The following is a 21,796-nucleotide window of genomic DNA, read 5'->3' as shown; positions in this document are numbered from 1 at the left end:
ATGAATAAGTCGATACACCATATACCGCTAGAAGAGCGTAAAAGATATGCCCTATTGGCTCATTTTGATTGGTATCCTCTTGATCACAGGCTGCACCGCCCCGCCACCCTCGATTACGGCGCGCCTCGATGCGGTTGAGGCCATCAACCGTGGAAGCGACAGTGGTTTTGCCCGTGTGCTCGAGCCACGGCCCTTTGTCTTCCCACAGGATCACGGACCACACCCTGAGTATGCGATTGAGTGGTGGTACTATACAGGCAACCTTGACGCCGGTGAGCACCGTTTCGGTTATCAGTTGACCTTTTTTCGCAGTGCGCTGACGCCTGAGCCGCCCGAACGGGCTTCGCCCTGGGGAACCAGTGCGATCTATATGGCCCATCTGGCGCTCAGTGATGTGGCAAATGGCCGCTTTTATGCCTTTGAACGCTTCAGCCGCGATGCGGTCGGCCTCGCCGGGGCGTCGGGTGAGCCGTTTCGGGTCTTCCTCGAAGACTGGTCAGCCGAAGGGAGTGGCCCCGAGGGGATGACCATGCACCTCCGCGCCGCCGAAGAGGAGGTTGCCCTTGATCTGACCCTCGTGAGCCGCAAAGCTCCGGCGCTTCAGGGCGACCAGGGCTTGAGCCAAAAGGGTTTGACTCCCGGCAATGCCTCGTTCTACTATTCGCTGACCCGGATGGAGACAAACGGCACCGTGCGCATCGGCGACGCACAGTATGCGGTCACCGGGCTCAGCTGGATGGATCACGAGTGGGGCACCAGTGCCCTTGAAGATGGGGCCGTCGGGTGGGACTGGTTCAGCCTTCAGCTTGATGATGGACGCGAAATAATGTACGCACAGGTGCGGACAGCCGATGCCATCAGCTACCGCCTCGGCTCACTCGTCGAGGCAGACGGCACAATGCGCATCTTGGATCAAGCCCCAGTGACGCTCGACGTTCTCGACACCTGGCGCAGCCCGCGTAGCGGGGCCGTCTACCCATCGGGTTGGCAACTCACCATTCCCGAGCTTGCGCTCGAACTCACCATCCAACCCGCGTTACGTGACCAGGAGTTGCCCGTCACGATTATCTACTGGGAAGGCGCGGTAGACGTCCAGGGTTCACAGGGCGGGCAGCCCCTCAGCGGGCGCGGCTATGTCGAATTGACCGGCTATGCGGGCGACGATTGCCGTTCGGTTGATTGTCGCTGGTAGGTTAAGCTATGCAAACACCTTTGACGCTCGTGACAGGCTTTCTGGGCAGTGGCAAAACAACACTCGTGCGCAGACTGGTGGCAGAGGCAAGCACGCGTCGGCGTCTGGGCGTAATTGTCAACGAATTTGGCCAGATCGGCCTGGATGGCGCAACGCTCGCTCGCAGCGGTCACGCCCCGATTGTTGAACTCGCCGGCGGCTGCGTCTGTTGCGAAGCAGGCTCGGATTTCCTGCTGGCCGTCGAAGAGTTGCTGGACTACCATCCCGACCAAATCCTGGTCGAAACCAGCGGCCTCGCCGAACCAGGCGGCCTGGTGCGCCGCATCCGGGCTGCCGAACTGCCCCTCGATGCGATTGTGACGGTGGTTGATGCCACCAATTTCGCAGCAGCCCTCGCTGCCTCACCAGTCACCACCTGGCAACTACAGGCAGCCGATCTGATTATTCTCAACAAAACCGATCTTATTTCCACAGAAAGATGCAAACAGGTCAGTGAAGAGGTGCAACGCATCAATGCCCGTGCCGCGCTTGTCCCAACGGTTCAGGGCCTCGTTCCTGCTGATCTGCTCTTTAGCCTTCGGATGGAAGGGGAAGACCCACCCGCGTACGCTGGGCACCGCACACAAGACGGGTTCAGTGCGCTCAGTTGGAGCAACGACACGCCCCTGATACGCAGTGCCTTCGAGCAAACCCTGGCGAGCCTGCCCGAGCGGGTTTACCGAGCGAAGGGCCTTGTTCACTGCACTGATGCCCCGTGGCCCAACGAAGTCCACCACGTCTTTGGACGGCACAGCCTGACCAGCGTACGACCGCGACAGCACCAGCAACCGCTCAACCGGCTCATCTTGATTGGGCCTGACCTCGAACCGCTTGCCGCGCAGATCTTTGCCAACCTGGATCGCTGTGCCGACGCGCCCGAGCGGGCCAACCATTGGCGCCAGCGGTACGACGAACTACTAGATCAGTAACGCCACATAGGCAATCGTCACAAAGAGAGCCCCGCCCAGCACGCCATATTCCAGCAACATCCTTCGCTGCAGGCGACCGGCAGCCTGATGTTGCAACAGACTGACCACCACATAAAAGAGCACCAGGAGCACTGTTCCGGCGATCAAAAAAGAGGTGGCCCAGTAATTCAGCGCCCACGTCGCCTCAGCAAGCACAAGACCAACGAGCAGCGCTAAGAGCACCGTGCTGGTACGGGGATGAAACGCCAGCAACGCATAGGCAAGCAGCGCACCAGTCAGCCCAATCATCGAGGCTGAATAGAGCGTACGATAGCCCGTATAACTCACCGCACTAAAGATACCAAACGCCAGCAAATAGCCCACCGCTTGCAAGACCACCTGCGCAAGCTGACTGACCCTGGGCGTACGATCAAGCACATAATGCTGGGCAAGCAACACGATCAAGAGCGAACTGCCAGCGGCAACCAGGGCCAGCACAAAGGCCAGGCCCTCGAAGGCATTGCTAAAGAGCCTGAAAAAGGCAAATGAACCAACCACACTCAGCGAGGGCAACACCCAGAAATTGGGCACCACCTCAAACCGCACAAAGCCAAGGTTGACCTCGGGCAACGTACGTGACTGCAACTGCGGATGCGCACGGGCAAGCAGATCGGCGCCTACACTCGTGATGACGGTCAGCAACGCAACCAGAAACCACGACAGGGTAATAGTCGGCAGATCACCCCCCGGCACAATCCGCAGGGTATCAGGGTTGGTATCAACAAGAAAAATCACCCCCAGGCCGATCAAGATCACAAAGATCAGCGAAACAATGCGATCAAAACGCGGCACTGGTGAACTCGCCGAGAGCATACACGTCCTCCTCACCCCGGAAGGGTTTCAGGCTTGCCCAACATTTTGCACAGTTTTGCTGTGCAAAACATGTATGACTTATTGACATTCTGCGGTAAAACATGTTATAGTTTGAACTATCAAAAGAGTGATCCTCAAATTGTCTCACTCGAAACAGTACACGAAAGTCACGTTATGAGTCTGCCTTCTGAGCTACCCTCACCAGAACTGCTCACTCCTGAACTTGAGGCGTACACTCTGATCCGCCAGATTAGTTCGATGATGGAGACCTACAATCGGTACGATTTACGTAGCGAGGCTCTGACGGTACCTCAGTTTATGATTTTGACCTACGCCAACGCCCAGGGGGTTCCGCTGAGCGAAATCAGCAGTCGCATGCTCTGTGACAACAGCAATTTGACTGGCATCGTCGACCGTTTGATCAGCAAAGGATTCGTCGAACGTCGTCCCGACCCGCAGGATCGTCGGGTGAGCCTGATCTGTCTCACCGAAGCCGGGGCGGAAAAGCTCCGCCAGATCCGTCCACGCCATCATGCGGGTGTTCATCGACGCATGCGAACCCTCTCGCAGCCGCAGGTTCAGGAATTGCGTGATCTTTTGCAACAACTCTTCACCGGTCTTCAGGAAGTGCATCCTGATACCGAGCAAGGATGCGATGCCATCTGACTTGATGACCCGCCAAAACGCTGCTGGACAAAAGTCCTCGCAGCGTTTTGGCGGGTCAGTTATTCTCTTGGCGCTGCAACTGTTCAGCGCGCTGAAGTTGCACATAGAGTGGGGGCACAGCAAAAAGGGCACGCTCGAGATCGCTAATCGCCGGATCAACGACACCGAGTGACCAGCGTCCGTGCTGTTTAATAATTTGGGTACCAAAGCGTTGTGGTTTCCCTGCGGCTACTAGCCAGCGATCCCACGCCATCGCCCACAACGTCCAGGCCCGATCTTCGCCAAGTTCAGCCGACCGACGCGCAAAGAGTTGCGCCAAGCTAAAATGGCCCTGGCTTTCACCGCAGATCATCACCCATGCGGCATAAAAATTATCACGTTCATTCTGAATCCAGCCACCAGCATAGAGATCAATGACACGTTGGCAACGTTGGCGGGTCGCAATGGGATCATTCGTCTCTGCTTGTGCCTCCAGTGCTTCACGAGCAAGCCGCTCTAATTCACCACTGGGATCTTCCTGCTGGGAATCCAGCGGATCAAGAAATTCATCCATCCTGGCCTCCCTTCTTCATTGCTTGATCTTCAGTGTACCACAGAACCCTTCCAGCGACGATCAAGGATCAAATGCAATGTCACCCCCAGGGCCACCGGGCGCAAGGCAGCATACCGCCAGGCGAACCCCCAGCAGAGCGGCAGACTCAACATAGGCCGATGCAAGCACGAACGCAAAAAACCATAGCGCGGGCGATGATCACCTGGCTGCAACGGCAGGTGACGATACCGATCATACCGCAGCGCCCCAACGATGCTCCAATCACCGGTACGCATCGCATAAAGCACCAGATGATCAAGATCAATCAACGTCCCCCCGACCACCACAGACGCAAACTGGACAGGCTGCCGGGGATAGCAGACCGCGCCGAGAAGTAACGAAGTGATCAGGTGGGTACGAAACCGCATCTCAGGCTCCCTCGGCTTGCAGGGCAAGCAGCGGGGCAAAAGTACGCCGATGCAACCCACACGCGCCGTGTTGATCGAGCATGCGTTTATGTTGCGCCGTGCCATAGCCTTTGTGTGCGGCAAAACCGTACACCGGAAAAGCCTGATCCGCCGTCTGCATCAGGCGATCACGGGTCACTTTGGCGACCAGCGAGGCGGCAGCAATCGAGAGGGAGCGGGCGTCACCTTTGATCAACGGCTGCTGTGGTAAGCGTAGCGTGGGCAAGACCAGGGCATCAAGCAAGAGTGCGTGAGGTTGACAGGGCAACTGCAGCAACGCAACCATCATTGCCAGCCTCGTCGCGGCAATAATGCCAAAGGCATCAATCAGGTAGGCCGGGACAATACCGACACCAATTCCTGTTGCCCATCGCCTCACCTGAGCATAGCCCTGCTCACGCGCAAGGGCAGAGAGTTGCTTGGAGTCGTCAATGCCGTACAAAGTCTCCGAGCGCATCAACAGATCACGCGGAAAGACGACCGCAGCCGCGACGACTGGCCCGGCCCAGCACCCACGACCGGCCTCGTCAAGACCAGCAATCACCTGATAGCCCTGCGCTACAAGCTCACGTTCGTATTCACAGGTCGGTGCCATATGCCTCCTGACCGTGAGTACCAACCATCACCATTACGCGACTCGCCCCGACCCTCACCCAGCGGCCGTGGAGAATCATCCCGGCCAGTTCGAGGCGCTCGGGCGTCCCAGCGGGCGATCCAGGCAAGGAGGCCCCCTGGTCAGATTGGTGATCGACACGCGGGCGGAACTGAAGCGTCAGACGGTACGCCAGCGCCATCAACCGTTGATACCAACCGGCATCCAGTTCGGCAAACGGCACCAGCACCAGCCGACCGCCGGGCACCAGCACGCGGCGAATTTCAGCCTGCGTTGCGGGATCGACGATATATTCCGAGGGAAAGGTAGCAAAAAGCGTCGCACAAGCCGCCGAGCGCACAGGCAACGCGGCGGCATCCGCACGCATCAAACGGGGTGTTGCCCCTGCCCGACGCACCCGTCTGGCAGCAAGGGCCAGCATCGTGGGCGAGCGATCCAAGCCAAAAGTTGCCGCACGGTTCGCAAGGGCCACTTGCATGTGGCCCGGCCCCACGCCAAGCTCAAGCGTCACACCATGCAACTCAGGCAGCGCTGCTGCTGTCCAGCGCTGCCAGTACCCACGTGACACCAGCGCCGCTACAAAGTCATAACTCCACGCAAACTCGTGGTAGAGCACGTGAAAAGCCCACCGCACCACACGGCGATAGAGCAACACCAGTTTAGCGACGCACCGTATCGCGACGCTCTTTGATCCGAGCCGCTTTGCCCGAACGCCCACGCAGATAGTAGAGCTTGGCCCGACGCACCTTACCGCGCCGAATCACCTTGATCGAATCAACCCGAGGCGCATGCACCAAAAAAGTACGCTCAACACCGATCCCGTGCGAAGCAATGCGGCGCACCGTAAAATTCTCATTCAAACCACCACTGCGGCGGCGAATCACGACACCCTCAAAATCCTGCACACGCTCACGAGTTCCTTCAACCACCTTCACCCCAACGCGCACGGTATCACCCACCTGAAACTCAGGAAGAGCAGGCTTGAGATAGCGTTGAGCCAAATCATCCAGGGTTTGCTGCGACATGACGATGTCGTTCCTTTCAGCATCAACCTCTACCAGGCGCCCGCACCAACGCGGGACTGATGAGGCAACAGAATAAGCAAGCAGAGCAGCATAAGACGCTGCCAGTGCAGTTCACAAGCGTGTAGTATACCATAGGGTTCCATCCGAGACAACTTTGTTTGAAGGCAGTAACTGCATCATCGGCGCGGTCAACGCAAATGCCAGCCCTGGGTTCCCGCCTGCGCGGGAACGACCCGTGGTACGCGGGCTGGTGGCCGCGTGTGCGGCCTAGGTTCCCGCCTGCGCGGGAACGACCCGTGGTACGCGGGCTGGTGGCCGCGTGTGCGGCCTAGGTTCCCGCCTGCGCGGGAACGACACGGAGGGTCGTATCTATTGGAGTACCGGGCGACTTGTTCGGGCATCAGCGCGATGCCGACCTCATCCCGATGCGCTACACGCCCAATCTACACGCGCACTATGTCATGCCCGCGAAAGCGGGCATCCAGCGGATCGGCTCGGTTAGCCAGACCGTTCCGTGAGTGGACATGGGGGTGACACCCGACCTTCTCGCTGGAAGCATGGAGCAAAGCCCCGGTTCTTCTGGTACACCCCTGGTTCTTCCAGATACGTATAATAGAATGAGGCAACGAAAGAAAAGACAGACTTGCAAGGAGATGGGATATGGCGAGCAGTGAATCAACGGTCAACGAGACTGCCACGAGTAGACCAATCTCCCCAGGCCCGGAAGCCCCCCTCGCCTTTGCACCTATTCCGACTGATGATCCCGAAGCAGCCCTCCACTTTTGCCGCACCCTGGCGGCGTTGACCGGGGCCAACAACTCGAGCATAGGGCTGGCGCAAACAAGCATTCTTGCCCCTCAATTGCCCCCGCGGCGACCGCCAACCGTTGAACTCTCGCTGGTGATCCCGGCCTTCAATGAAGCACAGAATCTGCCGACGCTCTATCAGCGGATCATCGCCGCCCTTGACCCGCTCGGCCTGAGCTACGAGATCATCTTTGTCAACGATGGCAGCCACGACCAGACACTCACGCTGTTGCAAGATCTGGCCCGTCAAGATGCACGTGTTTTAGTCGTTGATCTGGCGCGTAACTTTGGGCATCAGGTCGCCATCAGTGCCGGGATGGATTATAGTCATGGGCAGGCGGTCGCCATTATGGACGCTGATCTGCAAGATCCTCCCGAAATACTGCCGGCGTTTATCGCCAAATGGCGCGAAGGCTACGAAGTTGTCTACGCGATCCGTGAGCAGCGCAAAGAGAGTATGCTCAAACAATTCGCGTACCTGAGTTTTTACCGTATCCTGAAGCGCATTGCCCAAATTGACATCCCCCTTGATGCGGGTGATTTCTGCGTGATGGATCGCCGGGTCGTTGACATTCTCAACGGGATGCCCGAACGCAACCGGTTTGTCCGCGGCATCCGGAGCTGGGTTGGCTTTCGGCAAACCGGACTCGCCTATGAACGGCACGCTCGTTATGCCGGCAAGCCCAAATATACGATCAGCAAACTGATCTACCTCGCCCTCGATGGCCTCGTCTCATTCAGCTACATTCCATTGCGCATGATCTCAGTCGCCGGCCTCATCGTCTCACTGCTCTCCATCCTCATCGCCATCGGTTACGTCATCCAGCGCCTCACCATTGGCCTCTCACCACCCGGCTTTGCAACCCTTGTCGTCGCCGTCTTCTTCTTTGCCGGCATCCAACTCATCACCATCGGGGTTATTGGCGAATACGTCGGGCGTATCTTTGAAGAAGTGAAGCATCGGCCTTTGTACGTTGTCAGACAAGTATATCGAAACTATGCATATTCTCATGCTCAATAACGAGTTCCCTCCGCTGGGTGGGGGGACGGGAACGGTGAACCGGGCGATTCTGGCGCGCATGGCGGATGTGCCAGGTGTGCGGATTGATCTGGTGACGTCGGCGCTCGGGCGGGCGGTTGAGTATGAGCAGTTTGCTGAGCAGGTGCGGATCTATAAGGTTCCGGTGAGGAACCGGAATTTGCACCATTCCAGTAACCGCGAGTTGCTGACGTATGCGGCGCGTGCGCTGCCGATGGCGTTGCGTTTGCAGCGCACGCATCCCTATGATGCGGTCTTTGCGTGGAGTGCCGTGCCTGCCGGGGGGGTTGCGCTAGCCCTGCGTCGTCTCTCGGGTTTGCCGTACCTTGTGCGGGTCTGTGGCCCCGATATTCCTGGTTTTGAACGACGGTATGGGCCACTCTATCCGGTGTTGACGCCGGTGATCAAGGCGATCTGGTATGGGGCGTCGCATCTGGTGGCAAAATGTCAGGGCGAGGCCGAAATGATGCTGGCGGTTGCACCAGGGCTGACGATTGATCTGATCCCGAATGGAGTTGATCTGACCCAGTTTCCCCAGGCCCCGATCCACGATGATGGCCCGCTGCGCCTGCTGAGCGTAGCGCGGCTTATTGAGCGGAAAGGTCAGCACCATCTCATTGAAGCGGTGCGCCGCCTGGTCGCCGAAGGGTACGATGTTGTCCTGGAACTCGTTGGTACCGGCGATGCCGAGGCCTCCTTGCGCGCACAGGCTCATCAGGCCGGGGTGAGTCAGCGCGTGCAATTTGCTGGTTATGTGCCGCGTGAAGCGATCCCTGGGCGCTATGCTGCTGCCCATGTTTTTGTGCTTGCTTCATTCAACGAGGGGATGAGCGTTGCGACGCTTGAGTCGATGGCGGCTGGCTTGCCCGCCGTGGTAACCAAGACAAGTGGGACTGACGAATTGATTGCCGACGGCGTTTCGGGTTTCCGGTTCGCCTGGGCAGATCTTGAGGCCCTGACTGAGTACCTGCGCGGTTTTGCGAACGACCGCACCCTGGCCCGCCAGATGGGGGACGCCGCCCGGATGCGTGCCCGCGCTTTTACCTGGGAACATGCGGCGGAACGCTATCTGGCGATCTTTGAGCGAGGACTGTGACTCTCATAAGGCGGAGAAGCGAATGTGTGGAATTTGCGGCGTGCTCTATCGTGATCCTGAACGCCGTGTCGAGCCTGCGTTGCTCGAGCGACTCAATGCGACGCTGATCCATCGTGGCCCTGATAGCGCTGGTTTCCTGGTGCAAGGGGCACTGGGCATGGCAATGCGACGCCTGGCGATCATTGATGTGAGCGGTGGTCAGCAGCCGGTCTTCAATGAGGATGGCACGATTGCGCTGGTCTTTAACGGCGAGATCTACAATTTTCAGGGGTTACGCGAAACATTGCGCGCCTGTGGGCATCATTTTGCGAGCGACAGCGATACCGAGGTGATCGTGCATGCCTATGAAGAGTGGGGCGACGCGATGCTGCTGCGACTCAAGGGCATGTTTGCGCTTGCACTCTGGGATGGGCGACGGCGCCGGTTGCTGCTTGCGCGTGACCGTATGGGTGAAAAGCCGCTCTACTGGCACGACAGCGACCACGGTCTCGTCTGGGGTTCTGAGGCCAAGGCGGTGCTGGCGGCGCCCTGGGTGGAACGGCAGATTGAACCCCTGGCACTGCACCACTATCTGAGTTTGCAGTATACCCCTGACCCCCTGACCATCTACGCGGGGATCATGCAGTTGCCGGCGGCACACAAACTGGTGGTGGAAGCTGGCGCACCGCCGCGTATCGAGCGCTGGTGGCAACTTCAGTTTGAGCCAAAAGAGCAACTAAGCGATGCCGAAGCGATTGAGCAAGCCCGGACCTTGTTGACGGCGGCGGTCGAGCGTCAGTTGATTAGCGAAGTACCGCTCGGGGCGTTCCTCAGTGGCGGAATCGACTCATCGATCATTGTCGCGCTGATGGCCGAACGCACCCGCGAGCCAGTGCGCACCTTCTCGATTGGCTTTGTCGAACGCCACTTTTCCGAGGTCGGCTATGCGCGCCAACTGGCCGAACGGTACGGCACCCAGCACTACGAATTTATCTTTCGGCCCGAGGATCTCGTGCGCGTGATTGAAGGCGTCGCCGCTGCCGCCGACGAGCCTTTTGCTGACCCGGCGGCCTTGCCACTCTACGAGTTGGCCCGTCAGACCAGGCAGCATGTCACGGTCGCCCTGAGTGGCGATGGGGGTGATGAGACCCTTGCCGGGTACCGACGCTACCTGCTTGACGAGTGGTTGCGGCCCTATGCCGCCCTTCCAAACTGGATTACCCAGCAGGCAATACCTGGGATGGCCGCAATGATCCCAGAACCCTCGTGGCTCCCCGAAGATCGCAACCCAATCACAGGCTTGAAGCGTCTGGGTCATTTCGCTTCTGTCACTCACAAAGCCTCGTTGGTACGCTGGGGCTCATACTTCACCCATGCCGAAAAGCTGGCCTTGTACCACGAACGGTGGCGCGAAGAGCCAGGGGCACACGACAGCGCGACGTGGCTGGCCGCAGCGTATGATGCAGCGCAGGCACGCAGCCAACTGGACCGCACCCTGGCCGCGGATCATGCCACCTATCTCGCGGGCGACCTTCTCCCCAAAACTGACCGCATGACGATGGCGCACTCGATCGAAGCACGCGCACCCTTTCTCGATGTGGACTGGGTCACCTGGACGGCCCAACTTCCGCGGCGCTACAAAATCCGTGGCGGCACCACCAAATGGTTGCTCAAAGCGGCTTTTGGCGCTACACTACCACCGGCCATTGTCGCCCGGGGCAAACAGGGTTTTGGCGTGCCAATCAGTCACTGGCTACGCAACGACCTCCGCACCTGGGCCCGCGAACGGCTGCTTGGCAATCCAGCACTTGACGAATGGTTTCAACCGGCGGCCGTCCAGACCCTCTTTGAAGACCACTGCGCAAGGCGGGCCAACCACGGCAAAAAGCTCTGGGCCCTCTTAATGTTCGGGCTCTGGGCCGAACAACGGATGAAGGGAGGTGTCCATGCCTAAAAATTTCGCCATGACCGGCGTGGCGGGGTACATTGCCCCACGTCACCTCAAGGCCATCAAAGAGACGGGCAACCGCCTGGTGGCGGCGATCGACCCGAATGATGCGGTTGGCATTCTTGATCAATATGCTTTTGATGTCAGATTCTTTACTGAATTTGAGCGTTTTGATCGTCATCTCGAAAAACTGCGGCGCGGCCCGGCAGAGCAACGGGTTCACTATCTCAGCATCTGCGCACCAAACTACCTGCACGACGCGCACTGTCGGGCGGCGCTACGCATTGGGGCCGACGCCATCTGCGAAAAACCGTTGGTGATCAACCCGTGGAACCTCGACCCGCTGCAAGAACTCGAGCAAGAGAGCGGCAAACGGATCTACACGATCCTGCAACTGCGCCTGCATCCACGGCTCATCGCCTTGCGGGAACAGCTACAGCAAGCGCCGAGGGGCCACCGTCATGAGGTGGTACTCACCTACATTACCGCACGCGGCTTCTGGTACCACATTTCGTGGAAAGGGATCAGCGAAAAATCAGGAGGCATCGCCACCAACATTGGCATCCACTTCTTTGACCTGCTGATCTGGCTCTTTGGCGACGTGCTCGAGCAGCGGGTTCATCACAGCGATCCGCAGCGGATGGGCGGCATCCTCGAACTCGAACGCGCCCGCGTCCGCTGGTTTCTCTCGGTTGATCATCACGACCTGCCTTTTGCAGCCCAGGCTGGCACCAAAACCACGTATCGCTCGATCACCATTGACGAACAAGAGGTTGAATTCACCGCAGGTTTTACCGATCTACATACCCGTGTCTACGAAGACATCCTGGCCGGCGGGGGCTTTGGCATTGACGAAGTACGACCATCGATTGAACTGGTGCATCAACTGCGTAACGCCCCCATCGTCGCCGACGAACCCTTGATGCGGCATCCGTCGTTATGCTAAGTAGTGTGTGAATGAAGTTTTCCGGTAGCGCCGCCGACCACGAATACTGATCACGAAGAAACGAATAGGGGCGGTGCGGTATTCGTTTCTTCGTGGCCCCATTCGTGGTCGGCTGTGGATCAGAAAACGCAGGTTACGCCCTAATGAGTAGTCTGGAGCCTACGGTTTGTGGCATTCCTGGGTATGCGGCGTCTCGCCCGCTTCGGGAGCACAAGCGGGCGGGACGTCCGCGTACCCAGGGCAGGGGCGCGAAGTATCAGCAAACCTTTGTTCCAGACTACGTATGCTGGGGCCACTGGCTCCAGAAGAAAAAATGACCCCATATTTCGCCCACGAAAGTGCCTATCTTGATCAACCTTGCACGATAGGGGAAGGCACAAAAATCTGGCATTTCTGCCACATCATGCCCCACGCACGCATTGGCACACATTGCACCCTGGGGCAAAATGTCATGGTTGCCTCACACGTACGGATTGGTAACAACGTCAAAATCCAGAACAACGTCAGCCTCTACACCGGCGTCGAACTAGAAGACGACGTCTTTTGCGGGCCATCGTGCGTCTTTACCAACGTGGTCAACCCACGTTCACAGATCAACCGCCAGAGCGAGTACCAGCCAACGCTCGTCCGACGCGGGGCGACCATCGGGGCCAACGCCACCATCGTCTGCGGGGCCACCATCGGGCGCTACGCCTTCATAGGTGCAGGAGCGGTCATACGTGGCAACGTCCCCGACTACGCCCTGATCGTCGGCGTCCCTGGCAAACAACGGGGCTGGATGAGTCGCCATGGGCAACGCTTGCCACTGCCCGGCGAGAATGGTATCATGACGTGCCAGATAAGCGGCTGGCGTTATCGTGAAGAGCAACCAGGCCTCGTGCGCTGCCTCGACTGGCCCGAAGACCAGGCCCTGACGGGATAAAGAACCAGGCGTGTGCGCATCACAGTCAGGTGTCCACCCACGCCCCACCCGCCGCCTGCGGCTGAGAAACCAGGAACAAGCCCATGACAACAGGATCAAATCCAGAGCCAATCCCACTGCTCGACCTAAAGGCCCAGTATGCAACGCTGCGTGAAGAGATCGCGGCTGCGATCGAGCGGATCATTGAGAGTCAACAGTTCATCCTGGGGCCAGAAGTTGAGGCCTTCGAGCAAGAAATAGCTGCGTACAGCCAGTGTGCCTATGGCATTGGCGTCTCCTCGGGAACCGACGCACTGCTAGTTGCCCTGATGGCGATCGACCTGCAGCCGGGTGACGAAGTCATCACCACGCCGTACACCTTCTTTGCAACAGCTGGTTCGATTGCGCGTCTTGGTGGGCAACCGGTCTTTGTTGACATTGATCCGCTGACCTACAACATCGACCCGGCCGGCATCGAGGCGGCGATCACCCCGCGCACCAGAGCGATCATGCCAGTGCATCTCTTTGGTCAGATGGCCGACATGGAGCCGATCATGGGCCTCGCAGAGTATCACGGGCTGTATGTCATTGAAGATGCGGCACAGGCAATCGGGGCGGAATACAAAAGTCGGCGGGCCGGATCGATTGGACACATGGGTTGTTTCAGCTTCTTCCCCTCGAAAAACCTAGGCGGCTTTGGAGACGGGGGCATGGTCACCACGAATGACCCCAAACTTGCCGAACGGATCAGACTGCTACGCGGCCATGGTGCGCACCCAAAATACTACCACCGGCTCATCGGCGGCAACTTCCGGCTCGACGCGCTGCAAGCGGCCGTCCTACGGGTCAAGCTCGCGTATCTCGACCAGTGGACGGCAGCGCGGCAGCAGAACGCCGAACGCTACCATCAACTCTTCAGCGCGGCTGGAGCAAACATCGGATTGCCTCAAGATGCTGGCTACGGGCGGCACATCTACAACCAATTCGTCATCCGGAGCGAGCGGCGCGACGACCTCATGGCCCACCTAAAGGCACACCAGATCGGGTGTGAAATCTACTACCCGGTACCGATCCACCTGCAAGAATGTTTTGCCAGCCTTGGCTACGAAGTAGGCAGTTTCCCGGCAAGCGAAGACGCCGCAGAAGAGACGCTGGCGATCCCGGTGTATCCAGAGTTGGGGCAAGATCAGCAAGCCAGGATTGTCGATACTATTCAAACCTGGATCTAAAAATCATGTTGATTTCTGAAGAAGCATACACGTACCTTCGTGGAGAGCATTTTTCAAACGGATGGTCGCTCACGATACCCAGGCAGCAGCGCATCGTCTCACGCAACGAGCGTCTAGTGGAGCTTGCCCAAAACAAAGCAGTTCTTCACATCGGGTGCGCTGATCACACTGGTTTAATTCAGAGTAAAATCAAGAAGGGCAAGTACTTACATGAGTTATTACAGCATACCAGCAGCAAACTGGTAGGCATAGACATAAATCCTGAAAGCATAGAAGTGATGCAAAAGCTGGGGTTTTCAAATATTTACCATCCCTCAATGGCACCAGAAGCAAACTATGACCTGCTCATTGCTGCCGATGTCATTGAACATGTGCCAAATGTCAATCTCTTCTTGACAGATCTCAAACGATACACCTTTGACAGACTGGTCATTACCACGCCGAACGCATATCGAAGAATAAACCGAAAGCAATACAAAGCAGAACTTATCAACACCGATCATCGGTACTGGTTTTCGCCTTTTACCTTAGCAAAAGTGGTGACAGAAGCAAAATACCAGATCGAAGCGATCGAATTCACCGATTACCCATCAAAATTCAGATTATACCGCAACCTGCTCCTCAAAAAATATCCTTTACTTCAGGATGGCCTGCTCATCATCGCAACGAAACAAGCTTAACGACCTATGAAAGAAATCTGGATTCTGACGAGTTCATTTCCTTATGGATCCGGCGAACAATTCTTAGAGACAGAAATTACATATTGGCATCAATTAGATGGGGTTAAAGTCACTTGTCTTCCGATACTTGCCAAGGAGAAGATGCGCCCGATCCCGTCTGACATCTCAGTAGATCTATGCATAGCGAATAGCAACGTCATAAGAAAAATCTTTTCGCTTGTTCAAGCACTGTTTTCAGTAATTTTCCTGCGTGAAGTTATCTGGTTACAACAAAACAGAGCTTGCTCACTCCATAGTATCTTGCTTGCCTGGCGCATGACCGCAACAGTTCTACGCATATATACAAGCTTAAAGTATAAGCGCAAAAAAACAGAAGCCGAGTCCGTCGTTTGTTATAGCTACTGGTTTGACATTGCAACGTATGGATCTGCATTGTTAAAACAGAAAAATCTATTGCACAAAGTCATTACACGAGCACATAGTTCAGATGTGTATCAAGAGCGTCAAAAAGAACATTATATGCCTCTTAAAAGACAATTCGGAGATAAAGTTGATAAGATTTTTGCCATTTCACAAGCAAGTTATGCTTATCTAAACAAAGAATATGCCATCCCTCACGATCGCCTTGCCATTGCACGGCTTGGTGTCAACATCGCTCAGGACGTAACACCACAATCACCAGATGGCAAGATAGAGGTTGCATCTATTGCCTTTTGCACACCTATCAAACGAATTGATCGCATCATTGATGCGCTTGCGCTTGCATCAGCGCAGATCGGACAAGAAGTAGAAATAGATTGGATCCATCTTGGGGGCGGGGATCTTCAAGATGAACTGAGCGTGTATGCCCAAAAGATACTTGGAAAACTCAGCAAAGTTAAGTTTACATTTATGGGTCATCTTAAAAATCAAGAAGTCTTACGCTACCTCAAAACACATTCTATTGATGTGCTGATCAATACAAGTGAGTCTGAAGGTATACCTGTTTCGATTATGGAAGCAATGGCGCACGGCATTCCAAGCATTGCACCGGCTGTAGGTGGTATCCCAGAACTTGTACGACCGGAACATGGATGGTTATTATCAGCGCAGCCCTCGATAGAAGAAATAGCCTGCGCCCTGTGTGCCTATGATCACTATAAAGATAACCAGACACGTCAGGCAGCAAGGCAATGGATCATCAAACACTTCAACGCCGAGAGCAATTACACCTCCTTCGTGCAACAGGTTATTGATGATATGACACCTGTGGCGGGGAAAGAATAACATGGGTTCCAAGGACGACAAGCCACCACGTCAACTGGGTCTGAGCAAAATAGCGACAAATATTGGACATACTCTTGGGCGTCAATTGCTTGGCTTTCTGTTTGGTCTTGGAACCGTTGTCATTATAGCCCGGGTACTTGGCCCTGAAGGCAATGGGCAATATGCCATTGCCCTGCTCCTCCCAACATTTCTCTTGACCATGTTAGAGTTAGGCATTGGGGCAGCAAATGTGTATTATGTAGGCGGTCAAGTCGTAAGACTGCATACTGCTTTCAAAGCCAGTCTCTCTATATGGATAGGTCTTACATGTATTGGTATGTTTATTGGGGGTGCATCAATCATATTCTATGGTGATATGCTCTTTCCTGGCATGCCAACCCTGCTTCTCTGGTTAGCTCTCCTCTCCTTCCCATCAGGACTACTACAATTTTATCTTGGCAGTTTGTTGCAAGCAGTCCAAGATTTTCGTCGTTATAATCTCGCAACCATTTCCTTACCTGCCATGATGTTTGGCGTCGTATCATTACTCTTTGTCATCGGGGGAGGGATTACCTCCGTTATTGCTGCTCTCGTTCTTGTTCAGGTTGTCAACGTGATCATCCATTACTTGTTAGTTCGCCATCATCTGAAATCCGATGTAAATGAACTGCTGAAGACAGAACAAGCCATCAATCATAAACAATATACCATCCAAGCCGCACGATATGGAATAAAAGCCCACGGAAGTGGGGTTTTGACTTTTATCAATTATCGCGCAGATCTTTTCATGGTTAATTTAATCCTAAATCCAGCTACGGCGGGTATTTATGTGATTGCAATATCGCTCAGTGAAAAGTTATGGTTTCTTTCACAGTCGATCAGCACTGTCCTCCTCCCACGCCTGGCAGAACTGCATCATGATGACGAGATTCGCAAGCAACTAACCCCCTTAATTGCGCGTTGGACGCTCATCTTCACAACCGCAGGAGCCATTGCTCTTGCCATTATCGCCCCATTTTTGATTATGATCTTATTTGGCCCAGCCTATAGAGAAACGCTCAAACCGCTTCTCTTTTTACTACCTGGCGTTGTAAGTTGGAGTCTCGTGCGAATCTTAGCGAATGACCTCGCATCACGTGGACGCCCTGAATTAAATATGTACAATATGGCTATCGTTGTGGTGATTAATATCATAGGAAACATTGTTTTGATACCACGCATGGGCATCACAGGGGCCGCCCTTGCGACGACTATTGCATATCTTGTCGCTTGTGTTACTCAAGTCTCGATGTATGCACAGGTGAGTAAAAATTCTTGGTATGAAGTTTTCCTTTTCAATGCATATGATGCCCAGATTGTTCATCAATTACACCTTGTCTTAGCTAAAATCGCCGGACTGAAATCAGTGAATCCATGATTATGCACATCCTCACCGTCCTCGGCGCTCGCCCCCAATTCATCAAGGCCGCGCCGGTCAGCAAGGCCCTGCGTGAGGCCGGCCATCACGAGTATCTGGTGCATACCGGTCAGCACTACGACCACGCGATGTCGCAGATCTTCTTTGATGAACTCGGCATTCCACAACCAGATGTCAACCTGGGGGTTGGTTCGGGTGGGCACGGCAAGCAGACTGGCGCGATGCTGATGCGCTTGGAAGAGGTGATCCTTGAGCAGCGACCAGATTGGGTGCTGATCTATGGTGACACCAATTCGACCCTGGCTGGTGCCCTGGCTGCGGTCAAATTGCACGTGCCCGTCGCCCATGTCGAGGCTGGGTTGCGCTCCTTCAACCGCGAGATGCCCGAAGAACATAATCGTGTGCTGACCGACCACTGCGCTGATCTGCTCTTCTGCCCCACCCAGACCGCCGTGGATAATCTGGCGCGGGAAGGGATCACCCAGGGGGTTCATCTGGTTGGTGATACGATGTATGACGCTGTCTTGCAGTTCGGCGAGCTTGCCCGCCAACGCTCGCGCATCCTGGAGACGCTTGGCCTGACGCCCAAACAGTATCTGCTGGCGACCGCGCATCGGCCCTACAACACGGATAACCCAGAGCATCTACGCTCTATCATATCGGCCTTTGTCGCATGCGGTGAAACCGTGATTTTTCCGGTGCATCCCCGTACACGGGCGCGACTAGCCGACGCCGGCGTGATGGCGATGCTCAAAGACGCGCCCCATGTGCGCCTCATTGAGCCGGTGGGGTACCTGGATATGTTGATGCTGGAGCAGAACGCCCGGATGATCCTGACCGATTCGGGTGGGATGCAAAAGGAAGCTTACTTCTTTGCCGTGCCGTGTATTACACTGCGCCCAGAGACAGAGTGGGTTGAGACGGTCGAGGCGGGGTGGAATGTGGTGGTGGGAGCCAGCAAGGAGCGCATTGCCACGACGTTGCGGGAGCACATATGGCCGTCATCCGCGCCACCATCAGTGTTTGGTGATGGCCAAGCAGCGCTGCAAAGCATAACTGTCTTAGAGAAGGATGTAGCAGCTAGAAAATAGGAAATAGCCGAGCAGATCAGGACGCGCTTCACGCCTCCGAACGGTAGAGTAGCCTGAAACCTTGCCTTAGTTGAAAAAGCAGTTGTATGCCCGAAGCATTGTTTGATCACTTAATTCTGACCCGTTTCAATGTGCGCATTGGGCAGTGGATTCAAGAACCTCCCGATGAGGCATGGTTGACGCATCGTTTCGAGCTCTTTGAGCGCTTCTGTCTGCCTTCGCTTGAGGCACAGACATGCCAGCATTTTCGCTGGTTGGTGCTCTTTGATGCTGGAACCCCTGAACCATTTCGGGCAAAGATTGCAACGTATGCCACATGGCCAAACTTTCAGCCCATCTACATGCAACACTTCACGCTCGAAAATCTGCTGGACGTGATCCAAAACTACGTGCAAACCCCCTACTTGATTACCACCCGGCTTGACAATGATGATGCTCTGTCAAAACGTTTTGTTGAACAATTGCAGGGGCAATTTGCGTTTCAACCGTTTGAGTTTGTCAATTTTGCTGATGGCTATACCCTCGATTTGCAGGGCCGTCGGCTCTTTCTACGCAACTACACCTCTAATTCGTTTATCAGCCTGATTGAGCGTGCGGACAACCCGCGCACAGTGTTGTGCCACAATCATACATTTCTCAGCGAGATCGGGCCAATCAAGAACCTCCGCACTGACCCGATGTGGCTGCAACTTGTGCATCAACGGAACATGGGCAATGCGTTAGCGATCTGGCCCCGCGCTTCGCTGACCCGGCTACGCGATGATTTTGTGCTGCCCGATCCTGCACTCTACGAACGCCAGGCGAACGAGCGCTGGATGCCGATCACGAATGTGTTCAGTCGAACGTATCGCTTTGTTCGGGCTATTGCCAGGGAAGTACGTGATCGTGTCGCCTCGCACCCAACTCGAGGTCAATCCTGAGATACCCTCCTATGCGAAACGTACGAAAAGTGCTCGTGCTGACCTACTATTATCCTCCTCAGGCTGGGTCGGGAACAATCAGGATCGCCAAGTTCTGCACATATCTACCAATCTATGGGTGGAAGCCGCTTATTGTGACAACCTCATTTGTCTCACAGTATGATCGCGATCTGTTCATGGATCTGCCACACGGTCAAGCGATCTATCGTACTTATGATCTCTTTGCCACACTGCAGCGCTTTGGGGTCTTTACCGCGCTGCGCAAGCTGAGGATGGCGCAACCCACCGCCAGCGCTCGTTCCGTTCAGGCTGCGATCACAACGCAACGAGCACCTTCTTCGCTCAAAAGCATTATGCAAAAAGTAGTGCAAGCCGAGATCAATGTGCGCTCATGGATGTTTTTTGCCTATCAGCAGGCGTGTTCACTCATCGAATCTGGCACGGTTGATGCCATTTTAACGACATCACCACCACATCGAACCCAGTTATTAGGGTACATGCTCAAAAAGCGCTATCCCGAGCTACCATGGGTGATGGATCTACGCGATTTGTGGAGCGAAAACCGCTTTACGAAAGCAACATCAGGCTACCAGACCGCCGTACAACAAGAACGTCGGTGTATGCGACAGGCTGATCGCGTCCTTGTTGTGACTGAGGGTATTCGCCAGCTCACGTTGCATCAGCATCCAGACCTTGAAGAAGCAAAGATCGTAACGCTTACCAATGGCTACGACTTGAGCAAGCTTCAGCTTGAATCTGATCGCAAACCGCATGCAAGATTCACGGTTACGCATGTGGGAACCTGGTATGCTTCATCAAAAGAAGACCCCTTGATCACGGCCTTGCAAGCAATTTACCACAATACAGATCTTGCGCATGCCATGCAATTCAGATTTATCGGGCATGTGCCACCAGAGATACAGCACCAACTTGCTGCGATGCAAGACCATGAATTTCTTGTGCTCCGTCCACCTGTTACGCATCACGAAGCCTTACGCGAAATCCTTCAGGCTGATGTGGCTCTTTTGAAATACCCCTCTGATGTGCCAGGGATTGAGCTTTCGCATGGCAATAAGCTCTTTGAATATCTGGGATGTGGCAAAAAGATGCTCGCGCTTGTCCCACCTGAGGGTGAAGCCGCACAACTGATTCGGCAAGAGAGTGCAGGGATCGTGGTGAATCCTGATGATGTCGAGGCAATCCGTCAGGCAATTATGCTGTTGTTCGAGCAGTTTCAGCAAGAGCCGCCTCATGCAGGAGCATTGGGGGTATATCCACACTACGACCGCAAACAACTCACGGGCAAGCTTGCCGAGGTCCTGAATGCGGCGTGTGAAGCAAAAGGAAATAGAAGTAATGGTACCGGATGAAACCAAAATTAAACAGGATGAGGTAAGAGGTTACGGGGATGTGCTGGCTGCCTTGCGCAGTTTGCCGAATGGCGAAGAGATCATTGCTGATAATTTTCTCTATGAAGACATCGATCTCGCCGTAGAGCAATTTGGCCAAAGCCAGGAATGGGACACGACGATCGCGATGCTTAAACCAGAGCCTGGGATGATGGTACTCGATTATGGCGCAGGACGAGGGCTTGCTTCATTTGCCTTTGCGCAGGCCGGGTGCAAGGTCGTAGCTATTGACATCAATGCAAGTCAGGATGCTGGTCTTGGGATGATGCGAAGTGCAGCTATTTTTCAGTCCTATCGCCAGCAGATCCAGCCTATTGTTGCTGATGGCGAATATATAGCCGTACAAGCTGATCGTTTCGATATTGTGTATTGTCGTGAGGCATTGCATCATGCCTTTGATCTGCAAAAATTAACGAAAAATTTGATCCGTGTGCTGAAACCAGGCGGAATTTTTTACGCCTACGGCGATCATCGTCGCCCATGGTGGAGTAGCGATGAACAATTTCGTCAACGTCATCCCGCCGTCCCATTCGGGGTGAATGAACATAGCTATCTCGAGTCTGAGTATGTGCGGGCGCTGCGGCAGGCTGGTCTGCGCAAGCTTGCCGTCAAGCCAATTATGCGCGGACAACCCCAGCATCGGGGGCATCGCATAGCCGTAGCAATGACACAGATGCCTATGCTGGGAAGTACTTTGCGAGCGTTGTATGCTCGCTTGCTGCATTACACATCAATCGGAAGTCAGATCATTATTGTAGGTAGAAAATAGCTCATT

General features: G+C 55.2%; 22 protein-coding genes. 16 read left to right on the top strand and 6 right to left on the bottom strand.

Annotated features, from left to right (window positions below):
* The first annotated feature begins 46 nt into the window (after positions 1–46).
* Both EKD05_RS01990 and EKD05_RS01985 read left to right on the top strand, forming a co-directional pair.
* Complete coding sequence (locus EKD05_RS01990; protein ID WP_129670639.1) at positions 47–1,192, top strand: lipocalin-like domain-containing protein; 1,146 nt, start codon at positions 47–49, stop codon at positions 1,190–1,192.
* 8 nt (positions 1,193–1,200) lie between these two features.
* A complete protein-coding gene (locus EKD05_RS01985) occupies positions 1,201–2,160 on the top strand; it encodes a GTP-binding protein (protein ID WP_129670638.1) in 960 nt (319 codons plus the stop codon).
* Here EKD05_RS01985 and EKD05_RS01980 read toward each other — a convergent pair.
* Positions 2,149–3,012, bottom strand: a complete 864-nt coding sequence (locus tag EKD05_RS01980; RefSeq protein ID WP_129670637.1) for a hypothetical protein — start codon at positions 3,010–3,012, stop codon at positions 2,149–2,151. The two genes, EKD05_RS01985 and EKD05_RS01980, sit on opposite strands and share 12 nt — an antisense overlap.
* Before the next feature lie 174 nt (positions 3,013–3,186).
* Between EKD05_RS01980 and EKD05_RS01975 the strand changes: the two genes are divergently transcribed.
* Positions 3,187–3,678 carry a MarR family winged helix-turn-helix transcriptional regulator gene (locus EKD05_RS01975; protein ID WP_129670636.1) on the top strand — a complete coding sequence of 164 codons (492 nt, stop codon included), beginning with the start codon at positions 3,187–3,189 and terminating at the stop codon, positions 3,676–3,678.
* Positions 3,679–3,733: 55 nt separating this feature from the next.
* Here the strand turns inward: EKD05_RS01975 and EKD05_RS01970 are convergent, their stop codons facing one another.
* The 5 genes from EKD05_RS01970 to rplS are packed head-to-tail and all read right to left on the bottom strand — an operon-like array spanning position 3,734 to position 6,315.
* On the bottom strand, positions 3,734–4,231 hold the full coding sequence (locus EKD05_RS01970; RefSeq protein ID WP_129670635.1) for a hypothetical protein: 498 nt from the start codon (positions 4,229–4,231) through the stop codon (positions 3,734–3,736).
* Positions 4,232–4,260: 29 nt separating this feature from the next.
* Positions 4,261–4,638: a hypothetical protein gene (locus EKD05_RS01965; RefSeq protein WP_129670634.1), complete on the bottom strand. Its 378-nt coding sequence runs from the start codon at positions 4,636–4,638 to the stop codon at positions 4,261–4,263.
* A gap of 1 nt (position 4,639) precedes the next feature.
* Positions 4,640–5,272, bottom strand: a complete 633-nt coding sequence (locus EKD05_RS01960) for a ribonuclease HII (RefSeq protein WP_129670633.1) — start codon at positions 5,270–5,272, stop codon at positions 4,640–4,642.
* Positions 5,256–5,945: a class I SAM-dependent methyltransferase gene (locus EKD05_RS01955; protein ID WP_240695580.1), complete on the bottom strand. Its 690-nt coding sequence runs from the start codon at positions 5,943–5,945 to the stop codon at positions 5,256–5,258. Before EKD05_RS01955 ends, EKD05_RS01960 begins: the two co-directional genes overlap by 17 nt.
* A gap of 4 nt (positions 5,946–5,949) precedes the next feature.
* Positions 5,950–6,315 carry a 50S ribosomal protein L19 gene (rplS, locus tag EKD05_RS01950; protein ID WP_097651560.1) on the bottom strand — a complete coding sequence of 122 codons (366 nt, stop codon included), beginning with the start codon at positions 6,313–6,315 and terminating at the stop codon, positions 5,950–5,952.
* Positions 6,316–6,975: 660 nt separating this feature from the next.
* On the opposite strand from rplS, the gene EKD05_RS01945 reads away from it, so the two are divergent.
* The 13 genes from EKD05_RS01945 to EKD05_RS01885 all read left to right on the top strand — a co-directional run bounded on the left by EKD05_RS01945 (position 6,976) and on the right by EKD05_RS01885 (position 21,790).
* Positions 6,976–8,142 (top strand): glycosyltransferase family 2 protein, encoded by a 1,167-nt coding sequence (locus tag EKD05_RS01945; RefSeq protein ID WP_129670632.1) that lies wholly within the window; start codon positions 6,976–6,978, stop codon positions 8,140–8,142.
* Positions 8,120–9,256: a glycosyltransferase family 4 protein gene (locus EKD05_RS01940; RefSeq protein ID WP_129670631.1), complete on the top strand. Its 1,137-nt coding sequence runs from the start codon at positions 8,120–8,122 to the stop codon at positions 9,254–9,256. The genes EKD05_RS01945 and EKD05_RS01940 overlap by 23 nt, the downstream gene beginning before the upstream one ends.
* Before the next feature lie 22 nt (positions 9,257–9,278).
* On the top strand, positions 9,279–11,189 hold the full coding sequence (asnB, locus tag EKD05_RS01935; protein WP_129670630.1) for an asparagine synthase (glutamine-hydrolyzing): 1,911 nt from the start codon (positions 9,279–9,281) through the stop codon (positions 11,187–11,189).
* Positions 11,182–12,129: a Gfo/Idh/MocA family oxidoreductase gene (locus EKD05_RS01930; RefSeq protein WP_129670629.1), complete on the top strand. Its 948-nt coding sequence runs from the start codon at positions 11,182–11,184 to the stop codon at positions 12,127–12,129. The genes asnB and EKD05_RS01930 overlap by 8 nt, the downstream gene beginning before the upstream one ends.
* 313 nt (positions 12,130–12,442) lie before the next feature.
* Complete coding sequence (locus EKD05_RS01925) at positions 12,443–13,051, top strand: acyltransferase (RefSeq protein WP_129670628.1); 609 nt, start codon at positions 12,443–12,445, stop codon at positions 13,049–13,051.
* A gap of 83 nt (positions 13,052–13,134) precedes the next feature.
* The gene (locus tag EKD05_RS01920) at positions 13,135–14,259 is read left to right on the top strand and encodes a DegT/DnrJ/EryC1/StrS aminotransferase family protein (protein WP_129670627.1); all 1,125 of its coding nucleotides are present in this window, start codon (positions 13,135–13,137) and stop codon (positions 14,257–14,259) included.
* A gap of 5 nt (positions 14,260–14,264) precedes the next feature.
* The gene (locus EKD05_RS01915; RefSeq protein WP_129670626.1) at positions 14,265–14,939 is read left to right on the top strand and encodes a bifunctional 2-polyprenyl-6-hydroxyphenol methylase/3-demethylubiquinol 3-O-methyltransferase UbiG; all 675 of its coding nucleotides are present in this window, start codon (positions 14,265–14,267) and stop codon (positions 14,937–14,939) included.
* A 6-nt stretch (positions 14,940–14,945) separates the two neighbouring features.
* Positions 14,946–16,205 carry a glycosyltransferase gene (locus EKD05_RS01910; protein ID WP_129670625.1) on the top strand — a complete coding sequence of 420 codons (1,260 nt, stop codon included), beginning with the start codon at positions 14,946–14,948 and terminating at the stop codon, positions 16,203–16,205.
* A gap of 1 nt (position 16,206) precedes the next feature.
* Positions 16,207–17,601, top strand: a complete 1,395-nt coding sequence (locus EKD05_RS01905) for a flippase (RefSeq protein ID WP_129670624.1) — start codon at positions 16,207–16,209, stop codon at positions 17,599–17,601.
* A 2-nt stretch (positions 17,602–17,603) separates the two neighbouring features.
* The gene (gene wecB, locus EKD05_RS01900; protein WP_129670740.1) at positions 17,604–18,692 is read left to right on the top strand and encodes a non-hydrolyzing UDP-N-acetylglucosamine 2-epimerase; all 1,089 of its coding nucleotides are present in this window, start codon (positions 17,604–17,606) and stop codon (positions 18,690–18,692) included.
* Between the two features lie 86 nt (positions 18,693–18,778).
* Positions 18,779–19,612 (top strand): glycosyltransferase, encoded by an 834-nt coding sequence (locus tag EKD05_RS01895; RefSeq protein ID WP_129670623.1) that lies wholly within the window; start codon positions 18,779–18,781, stop codon positions 19,610–19,612.
* 11 nt (positions 19,613–19,623) lie between these two features.
* On the top strand, positions 19,624–20,982 hold the full coding sequence (locus EKD05_RS01890; protein WP_129670622.1) for a glycosyltransferase: 1,359 nt from the start codon (positions 19,624–19,626) through the stop codon (positions 20,980–20,982).
* The gene (locus tag EKD05_RS01885; RefSeq protein ID WP_165360540.1) at positions 20,969–21,790 is read left to right on the top strand and encodes a class I SAM-dependent methyltransferase; all 822 of its coding nucleotides are present in this window, start codon (positions 20,969–20,971) and stop codon (positions 21,788–21,790) included. Before EKD05_RS01890 ends, EKD05_RS01885 begins: the two co-directional genes overlap by 14 nt.
* The last annotated feature ends 6 nt before the right edge of the window (positions 21,791–21,796 follow it).

The sequence above is a fragment of the Candidatus Chloroploca sp. Khr17 genome (assembly GCF_004138165.1).
Lineage (GTDB): Bacteria > Chloroflexota > Chloroflexia > Chloroflexales > Chloroflexaceae > Chloroploca.
This window is presented reverse-complemented; position numbering and strand designations above follow the sequence as displayed.